At 72.1% G+C, this 3355-nt stretch carries 4 protein-coding genes; 2 read left to right on the top strand and 2 right to left on the bottom strand.

Features of this window, described 5'->3' with window-relative positions; all coding sequences use genetic code 11:
- Nucleotides 1-116 precede the first annotated feature (116 nt).
- Nucleotides 117-842 (top strand): dienelactone hydrolase family protein, encoded by a 726-nt coding sequence (locus ACFVHI_RS29315; protein WP_380344426.1) that lies wholly within the window; start codon nt 117-119, stop codon nt 840-842.
- A 51-nt stretch (nt 843-893) separates the two neighbouring features.
- Here ACFVHI_RS29315 and ACFVHI_RS29310 read toward each other — a convergent pair whose 3' ends face one another.
- A complete protein-coding gene (locus ACFVHI_RS29310) occupies nt 894-1376 on the bottom strand; it encodes a hypothetical protein (protein WP_380344423.1) in 483 nt (160 codons plus the stop codon).
- Between the two features lie 178 nt (nt 1377-1554).
- Complete coding sequence (locus tag ACFVHI_RS29305; RefSeq protein ID WP_380344420.1) at nt 1555-2154, bottom strand: cysteine hydrolase; 600 nt, start codon at nt 2152-2154, stop codon at nt 1555-1557.
- 185 nt (nt 2155-2339) lie between these two features.
- On the opposite strand from ACFVHI_RS29305, the gene ACFVHI_RS29300 reads away from it, so the two are divergent.
- Nucleotides 2340-3275 (top strand): LysR family transcriptional regulator, encoded by a 936-nt coding sequence (locus ACFVHI_RS29300; protein WP_380344418.1) that lies wholly within the window; start codon nt 2340-2342, stop codon nt 3273-3275.
- The last annotated feature ends 80 nt before the right edge of the window (nt 3276-3355 follow it).

Here is a 3355-nt window from a genome sequence, read left to right as displayed (position 1 = left end):
GCCCCGAGCCGGTCCCACCACTGCCATCGCCGCATCGTCCGAGGTACACCCGCGCCGTTCTGCCGCCGGCGAAAAACCGGCCCGACCGGGCTCGACGCTCACTACAGTCCGGTCCCATGACGACGGTTACCACGCGCACGGTCGAGTACCCGGCCGACGGCCTCACGATGATCGGGCACCTCGCGCTCCCGGCCGGTACCGGCCGCCGACCCGCGGTCCTGGTCGGGCCCGAGGGGCCGGGGCTGAACGACTTCCAGCGCCGCCGGGCCGACGCCCTCGCCGAACTCGGCTACGTGGCAATGGCCTTCGACATCAACGGCGGGCGCTGGTTCACCGACCCGCAGGAGATGCTGGCGCGCATCACTCCCCTGCTCGCCGACCCCGACCGGATGCGCGGCATCGGCCACGCCGCGCTCGACGTGCTGCTCGCCGAACCGCGGACCGACCCCGACCGGATCGCCGCCATCGGCTACGGCACCGGCGGCGCGATCGCCCTGGAACTCGGGCGCGACGGCGTCGACCTGCGCGCGATCGGCACGGTCAACGCCCTGACCACGGGCCGACCGGGCGAGGCGGCGCACATCCGCTGCCCCGTCTGGGCCGGGGTCGGATCGGAGGACCCGATCATGCCGCCCGCACAACGGGACGCGTTCGCCGCCGAGATGCAGGCCGCGGGCGTCGACTGGCGCCTCGTGGTCTACGGCGGCGCCCTGCACGCCTTCCACCACCCGACGGTCGGCCACGCCGTGCTCCCCGGCGTCGGCCACCACCCCCGGCACGCTCAGCGCGCCTGGCACGACATCGTCGCCCTGCTCGCCGAGTGCCTGCCCGTACCGGAGTGACCTGGCCGTACCGGGGTGACCCGGTACGGCGGACCCGACCTGCCCGGCGAGTCAGACGTCGGCTTCTGCGATCTGACGCACCAGGTGATCGCCCTCGAACCAGCGGCTCAACAGCTGGTGAACCGGGTCCGGACTCCCCGCCTGGTCTCCACGGCCCCAGCCCCAGCCGGCTCCCTGGGCGGGCGGAGTGCCGCCGGTCATCGCGGCCAAGCGGATCAGCGCCGTCTCGGTAGCGCCCGCGTCCTCCTTCCCGAGGGCCCACATGAACACCTGCGGATCCGCGGCGGCCGCCAGGACCGGGGAGAGCCCGCAGCCGGCCGAGTACCACAGGGTGTTTCCACGGCGACGCGCGTCCCGGAACTGCTCGGTCCACGTCCTCTCGTTTTGCGTTCGCCTGGCCACGTTGCCCGACCTGCCGATGTACAGCACCGGATGACCGACTGCCCCCGCGTCCACCCAGACATAGATGCCCGATCCGGTCACCTCGTCCGGGCTCTCCGGCCCGATCGCCGCACGTATCGTGCCGATGTCCATGCACCCCTCCCAGGTCTCACGAAGGACGCCGACTGTACTGATCGGCCCCGGCGTACTGACAGCCGGGGCCGACCGACATCCCCTGGCCGACCTGTCCCGCCCACGGCGGCCACCTCGACGGGGCACCGCTGTTGCCGGGCGTCGGCGGTTCGACGGTTCGACGGTTCGACGGTTCGAGTCAGCCGGCCCGGAGCAGGGTGCGCAGCTCGGCGGTGTCGATGATGTGGGCCCGCGAAGGGAGGACCTTCTTCAGCAGAACGTCGTGGGCTTCGGTGTCCGGGTCGGCGACGCCGTCGGACAGGACGTAGAGCCGGTAGTCGCGGTCGGCCGCGTCGAGGACGGTGGACAGGACGACACCGCTGGTACTGACGCCGGAGACGACCAGGGTGGTGATGCCGCGCTCGCGCAGCTGCTGGTCGAGGTCGGTGGTGGACATGCCGCCGAAGCGGGTCTTGCGCACGACGAGGTCGCCGTCCCGGGGGGCCAAGCGCTCGTGGACGGCCGTGGCAGGGTCCTCGTGGTGCATGACGCGGTGTCGGGCCAGCGGGGCGAAGGACTTGTTGGTCGCCGGGATCCCGTCCCAGTCGGCCTCGGTGAAGCCGACGCGTACGTAGGCGACGGTGCCGCCGCTTGTGCGGACATCGGCGATGGCCGCTTCCACACGGTCGAGCAGGGCTTCCCGGCCTCCGCCCTCGGGCAGAGCGGCCAGGATCGCGGGCTGGCAGTCCAGGACGAGCAGAGCGGTGTGCTCGGGGTCAAGTACGGGGGCGGTACTCACGCGAGTGTTCTCCTTGCTTGGCGGCACCCGGTCGGGTGCGGGGACACGATTCGGCGGACCGACAGCCACTCCCCCCACACAACCGATCGGCGATCAGAAGCATCAAAGCGCGCCTCATCCCCGGGGATCAAACAACCTCAGGACCATCAACCCACAACCATCAGTTGTACCTATAGAGTGCCGCCATGGACCTCGACACCGTTCGGACCTTCGTCGCCGCCGCCGACGCGGGGCAGTTCCAGGAGGCGGCCGCCGAGCTGGCCGTCACCCAGCAGGCCGTCTCCAAGCGCATCGCCGCGCTGGAGCGCAACCTCGGCGTGCGGTTGTTCACCCGCACCGCACGCGGGGCCGAGCTCACCATCGACGGGCAGGCGTTCCTGCCCCACGCGCGCGAGCTGCTGCGCGCCGCCGAGCGCGCGGTCGAGTCCGTGCGCCCGGGCCGGCGTCCGCTGCGCGTCGACGTGATCAACTCGCGCGGCGCAGCGTCGGGCCTGATGCGCGGCTTCCACCGCGCGCATCCCGAGATCGACCTCGACGTGATGATGCTGTTCGAGATCGAGACGGCCGTCACCGCCATCCGCTCCGGTGCGATCGACGCATCCTTCCGCGCCGTCGTCGCGCCCGGCCGGCCCCTTCCCGAGGACATCGAGTCCGTCCGGGTGATCGACGAACCGCTCCAGCTCCTCACCGGTCCCGCCCACGCCCTGGCGGGTGCCCGGTCGGTGACCGTCGCCCAGCTCGCCGGGCACCGGATCTGGATGCCCGGCATCGTCCCCGGTACCGAGTGGGGCGCCTACTACGACGACCTCGTCGCCGAGTTCGGCCTCACCATCGAGGCGACCGGCCCCAACTTCGGCTCCGACGCGCTCCTCGACACCATCGCCGACACCCCGGCCCTGGCCACCTTCATGGGCGAGCACACCCGCCTCGCCTGGCCCGCCGACCACGGCCTGCGCCGCATCCCGGTGACCAGCCCGACGCCCGTCTACCCCCACTCACTCCTCTGGCACCGCGACAACCCCCACCCGGCCCTGACCACCCTCCGCACCCACCTCGCCGCCACCACGACCGGCCACGACGCCCCGGGCACCTGGACACCGGACTGGGTTCTTCCGCGCTGAACGCCACCGCAGTTGGTTCCCGCATGCGGGAACGTTGGTTCCCGCATGCGGCGTCGGGCGGTGCGGTGGCCGCTCGGGAG

The sequence above is a fragment of the Kitasatospora sp. NPDC127121 genome, from assembly GCF_042677305.1.
In the GTDB taxonomy this organism is placed as follows: Bacteria; Actinomycetota; Actinomycetes; order Streptomycetales; family Streptomycetaceae; genus Kitasatospora.
The sequence above is the reverse complement of the archived record's forward strand: the minus strand, read 5'-3'. Positions and strand labels throughout refer to the sequence as shown.

Excerpts from the sequence above, each read along its gene's own strand:
- ACFVHI_RS29315 (WP_380344426.1), top strand. The coding sequence starts at position 117 with ATGACGACGGTTACCACGCGCACGGTCGAGTACCCGGCCGACGGCCTC.
- ACFVHI_RS29310 (WP_380344423.1), bottom strand. The coding sequence starts at position 1,376 with ATGGACATCGGCACGATACGTGCGGCGATCGGGCCGGAGAGCCCGGAC.
- ACFVHI_RS29300 (WP_380344418.1), top strand. The coding sequence starts at position 2,340 with ATGGACCTCGACACCGTTCGGACCTTCGTCGCCGCCGCCGACGCGGGG.